This is a genomic window from Aquabacterium sp. UBA2148, assembly GCF_002328915.1.
Lineage (GTDB): Bacteria > Pseudomonadota > Gammaproteobacteria > Burkholderiales > Burkholderiaceae_C > Aquabacterium > Aquabacterium parvum.
Window position 1 is genome coordinate 32,052 of sequence record NZ_DCXA01000059.1, and the last position, 4,552, is coordinate 36,603.

The 4,552-nt window shown below is 68.6% G+C and carries 4 protein-coding genes and 1 pseudogene; all 5 read left to right on the plus strand.

The genetic code is table 11. The annotated features are described in order from the left end of the window. Positions 1 to 241 (plus strand): annotated as a pseudogene (locus B2W70_RS03485) (3-dehydroquinate synthase); the annotation flags it as partial. A gap of 34 nt (positions 242 to 275) precedes the next feature. Further along, a complete protein-coding gene (locus B2W70_RS03490) occupies positions 276 to 1,403 on the plus strand; it encodes a deoxyguanosinetriphosphate triphosphohydrolase (protein WP_286742894.1) in 1,128 nt (375 codons plus the stop codon). Positions 1,404 to 1,582: 179 nt separating this feature from the next. Then, positions 1,583 to 3,016 (plus strand): glycosyltransferase family 2 protein, encoded by a 1,434-nt coding sequence (locus B2W70_RS03495; protein WP_286742896.1) that lies wholly within the window; start codon positions 1,583 to 1,585, stop codon positions 3,014 to 3,016. Continuing rightward, positions 3,013 to 4,083 carry a TDP-N-acetylfucosamine:lipid II N-acetylfucosaminyltransferase gene (locus B2W70_RS03500; protein ID WP_286742899.1) on the plus strand — a complete coding sequence of 357 codons (1,071 nt, stop codon included), beginning with the start codon at positions 3,013 to 3,015 and terminating at the stop codon, positions 4,081 to 4,083. Before B2W70_RS03495 ends, B2W70_RS03500 begins: the two co-directional genes overlap by 4 nt. A 108-nt stretch (positions 4,084 to 4,191) precedes the next feature. Continuing rightward, the coding region (locus B2W70_RS03505) for an aminotransferase class I/II-fold pyridoxal phosphate-dependent enzyme (protein ID WP_286742901.1) at positions 4,192 to 4,552 on the plus strand (361 nt) is incomplete at its 3' end.

Here is a 4,552-nt window from a genome sequence, read left to right on the forward strand (position 1 = left end):
TCTGATCGACGCCGACACCGCGGCGCGCATCAAGGCGCTGATCGAGCGCACGGGCCTGCCCGTGGTCGGCCCCGACCTGGGCGCCGAGCGTTACCTGGAACTCATGCAGGTGGACAAGAAGGCCGAAGGCGGGCAGATCCGCTTCGTGGTGATCGGGCCGCTGGGTCAGGCCACCATGCAGCCGGCACCGGAAGACATGGTGCGCGAGGTGATCGCCGCCAACGTGGTCAAGCCAGCCTGAGGCTTCGTTCTAAAAAGCCCCGCACGATCCGCGCATGACGAACGCCCCTTACGCCAGCCAGCCCGATCGTTCGCGAGGCCGCCGCCACGCCGAGCCCTCGGCGCCCACGCGCAGCGACTTCCAACGCGACCGCGACCGCATCGTGCACAGCACGGCGTTCCGACGCCTGGTCTACAAAACGCAGGTGTTCCTCAACCACGAGGGTGACCTGTTCCGCACGCGGCTGACGCACTCGCTGGAAGTGGCGCAGCTGGGTCGCTCCATCGCCCGCTCGCTGGGTCTGAACGAAGACCTGGTCGAGGCCGTGGCGCTGGCGCACGACCTGGGCCACACGCCCTTCGGCCACGCGGGCCAGGACGTGCTCAACGAATGCATGGCCGAGCACGGTGGCTTCGAGCACAACCTGCAGTCGCTGCGCGTGATCGACGAGTTGGAGGAGCGCTACCTGCCCTTCAACGGCCTGAACCTGACCTTCGAGACGCGCGAGGGCGTGCTCAAGCACTGCTCGAAGCGCAACGCCGAGCTGCTCGAAGCCGCCGAGCCGGGCGGCGTGGGCCGGCGCTTCATCGAGGGCACCCAGCCCAGCCTGGAAGCCCAGCTGTGCAACCTGGCCGACGAGATCGCCTACAACGCCCATGACATCGACGACGGCGTTCGCTCGGGCCTGATCACGCTGGAGCAGCTCGAGGCGGTGCCTCTGTTCACGCGGTTTCGCGACGAGACGCTGGCCGAGTTCGCAGGCGCCACGGGCCGCCGCCTGCTGTTCGACAGCATCCGCCGCATGCTCTCGCAGCAGGTCTACGACGTGATCGACGCCACCCGCGCGAGGCTCGAAGAGCACCAGCCAGCCGATGCCGACGAGGCCCGCCGCTGCCCGCCCCTGGTGCGCTTCAGCCCCGAGATGCGCGAGGCCAGCACCCAGCTCAAGCGCTTCCTGTTCAAGGAGCTGTACCGCCACCCTCAGGTGAACGAGACCACGGCGCGGGCCAAGCAGGTGCTGACCGAGCTGTTCCACGCCTACGTGGCCTCGCCGTCCGAGATGAAACCGGCCTACGCCCAGCGCGACGACCGGCACCGTGCCGTGGCCGACTACATCTCGGGCATGACCGACCGCTTTGCCGTGCGGGAGCACGAGCGGCTGACGGGCCAGCGGATCTTCTGAGCCACCCGCCTCAGCGCGCTCCGTTGAAACGGCAGAACAGCACCCCCTGCCCAGCGCTGATCGACCCAGTGCCACGCCCTGCCTCGGCCTAATCTCCTGACCGTGGACCCAGGCCGCCTGCGCCTGAGACGGGCCGCCATGTGGGCGCCCCGCACCGGTCCCGACAGAAAGGACCGACGATGGCCAGCAGCCAGCCCCTCAGCGTGCTCATGTTCATGACCGGCCGCAACTGCGCGCCCTACGTGAGGGAGGCCATTGCATCGGTGGCCCGGCAGACGCACCCGAACGTGCACGTGCTGTTCATCGACGATTGCTCCGACGACGACACGGCGGGTGCCGCTCAAGCGGCCCTGTCTGAGCTGCTACCCGGCCGATTCGAGCTGGTGCGCAACCCCGAGCGCTTGGGCAAGGCCTGCAACGCCAGCACCCACCTTCGCCGCGCCGCCCGCGAGCACGACATCGTCGCGGTGCTGGACGCGGACGACTTCCTGCTGGACGTGACGGTGCTGGCGCAACTCGCTCACGCCTACCGCCAAGGCAACGACGTCGTCTGGACGAACTACCTGACCGACCATGGCCGCTTCGGCGGCAATGGCCCGCTGGACCGCAACAAGTCGCCCCGTGCCCAGCGCTGGCTGACCAGCCACCTTTTCAGCTTCCGGGCCTCGCTGCTCGAAACCGTGCCGGAGGAATACTTCCAGTACCCGGACGGCAACTGGCTGGACGCCGCCTGCGACCTGGCCATCGCCTACCCCATCCTCGACCAGACGCGGCGCTACCACTACATCCCCGTTCACGCCTACCGCTACACCGAGAGCAACCCGCAGTCGCACCACAACCAGGCCGAGGAGCGGCAGACCTTGTCCTCGCCCAAGCAACGCGCCTGTGCGCAGATCGTGCTGTCCAAAGCACCGCTGCCCCGCCTCGATCTCGCCGAAGCGAGCGCCCCTGTTGCCCGCCCCGCTCCCTCAGAGCCCGCGGCAGCCGCATCGCCGTGGGAGACCGCTTGCGCCGTTCACCTGGCCCAGCAGGTGCCCAGCTTGCTGCAGACCGTGCCCGCCGACGAACTGCACGCGCTCGACGCCGTGCAGCTGCTGGCCTGGCAACAGCACCTGGGCCTGATCCCGGGCAGGCAGGTGCTGTGCGTCGGCACCGGGCCCGCGCTGGAGGCCCTGGCCTGCCTGGCCACCCAGCATGGCGCCTGCGTGACCCGGCTGCGAGCCACCGAATCGGCCACGCCTTTGGCGCCAGTGCAGGACGACGTCATCGCGCCTTGGGCCGAATACATCCTGGAAGATGCCCCCGCCTACCTGCCCGAACTGGCCGCCCTGCCCGAGGGCCCGGCCTTCGACACGGTGGTCGTCGCGGCCGATGCATGGGGCGGCAAGCGCCTGCCCCTGGTGGGCCTGGCGGCCATCGCACCGCTGATGCACCCCACCCACTTCGACCTGTGGATGCTGGGCCTGCCCGCCGACGAGCTGCGTCAGGCGCAAGACCTCATCGGCCAGGTCATGCCGGACGTGACGATCGGCTGCACGAGCTCTCGCCTGCCCGCCTTGCACATCCAGGCCCGGCTGAGCGCACAAGCCGACGCCACGGAAGCCGCCGCATGAGCACCCGCGCAGCACCCGGTGCCCGCACCGTGCACCTGATGGTGCTGGACAAGTTCATCCCGCGCTTCATCGACTTCGTGGCTGAACACTTCGACCTGGCCGAGCACCGCTTCTGCCTGATGGGCGCGGCGCGCTGGGAGCACGGCCTCACCCCGGCTCACCCGGTGGAATGGGTGGCCAGCGCCGACGACCACGTCCGCCTGGTCGAGACCCTGCACAGCGCAGAGCGCATCGTGCTGCACGGCCTGTGGTCAGAGGCGATCAACCGCATCCTCTACGCCCTGCCCGCGCTGGCGCGCAAGTCGCACTGGGTCATCTGGGGCGGCGACCTGTACCAGGCTGTGCCCACCGAGCCGTCGCCCGGCTGGCTGCACCAGGAAATCGTGCGCCAGGGCGTGATCTCGCAACTGGGCGGCATGGCCGGCATCCCTGGCGACATGGTCCTGGCGCAAAAGCGCTACGGCGGCCAGGCCCAGCACCTGAGCACCTTCGCCTACCCGTCGAACATCGCGCCGCGTCATGCCCCGCCGCCCACAGGGCAGCCCGGCGTGCGCATCCTGGTCGGCAACTCCGCCACCGAGACCAACTGCCACCTCGAAGCCTTTGCACTGATCGCGCGGCATGCGCGAGACGACATGGAAGTGCACTGCCCGCTGTCCTACGGCGACCCCAAATACCGCGAACTGGTCATGGCCAATGGCCGCGCGATGTTCGGCGCGCGCTTCAAACCGATGCTGGAGATGCTGCCCCTGGCGGCCTACAACGACTTCCTCACCGGCATCGACATCGCCGTGATGCACCACAACCGTCAGCAAGGCATGGGCAACATCGTCAGCCTGCTGGCGCTGGGCAAGAAGGTGTTCATGCGCCCCGACCAGGCCCACACCCGCTACCTGAACCAGCTGGGCCTGGCCACCTGCGACCTCAACCAGTTCGACCCCACCCACTTGCCGAGTGCCCTGCGCGAGCGCAACATCGAGCTCGCGCGCGCTCACTTCTGCGCTGACCGACTGGCAAGCGACCTGAGCAAGCTGTTTCGCCAAGATCAGCGCAGGGCCGCGGCTTGAGGCGAAAGCACGCAGCCGGATAAGGCCTCAACAGGGCTGCCGCCAAGCCGGTTATCGGCGCCTTGGCCCCGCGCCAAAACCTCAAGATGCCAGCATCGGAGGTGGCTCATGCAAGCTCACATGCCGGCTGCGCCCTTGGCGGCGCGCCCCAACATCCCCTTCAACAAGCCCTACCTGCACGGCAGGGAGCTGGTGTACATCGCCGAGGCGGTGGCCTCGGGCAAGATTTCGGGCGACGGCGTCTTCACGCAGCGCTGCCACGCCTTCTTCGAGCAGCGCTATGGTTTCCGCAAGGCGCTGATGACCACCTCGTGCACCGACGCGCTGGAGATGGCGGCCCTGCTGCTGAACATCCGCGAGGGCGACGAGGTGATCGTGCCGGCTTTCACCTTCGTGTCGACGGCCAACGCCTTCGCGCTGCGCGGCGCCCGCATCGTCTTCGCCGACAGCGAGGCCCACAACCCCAACA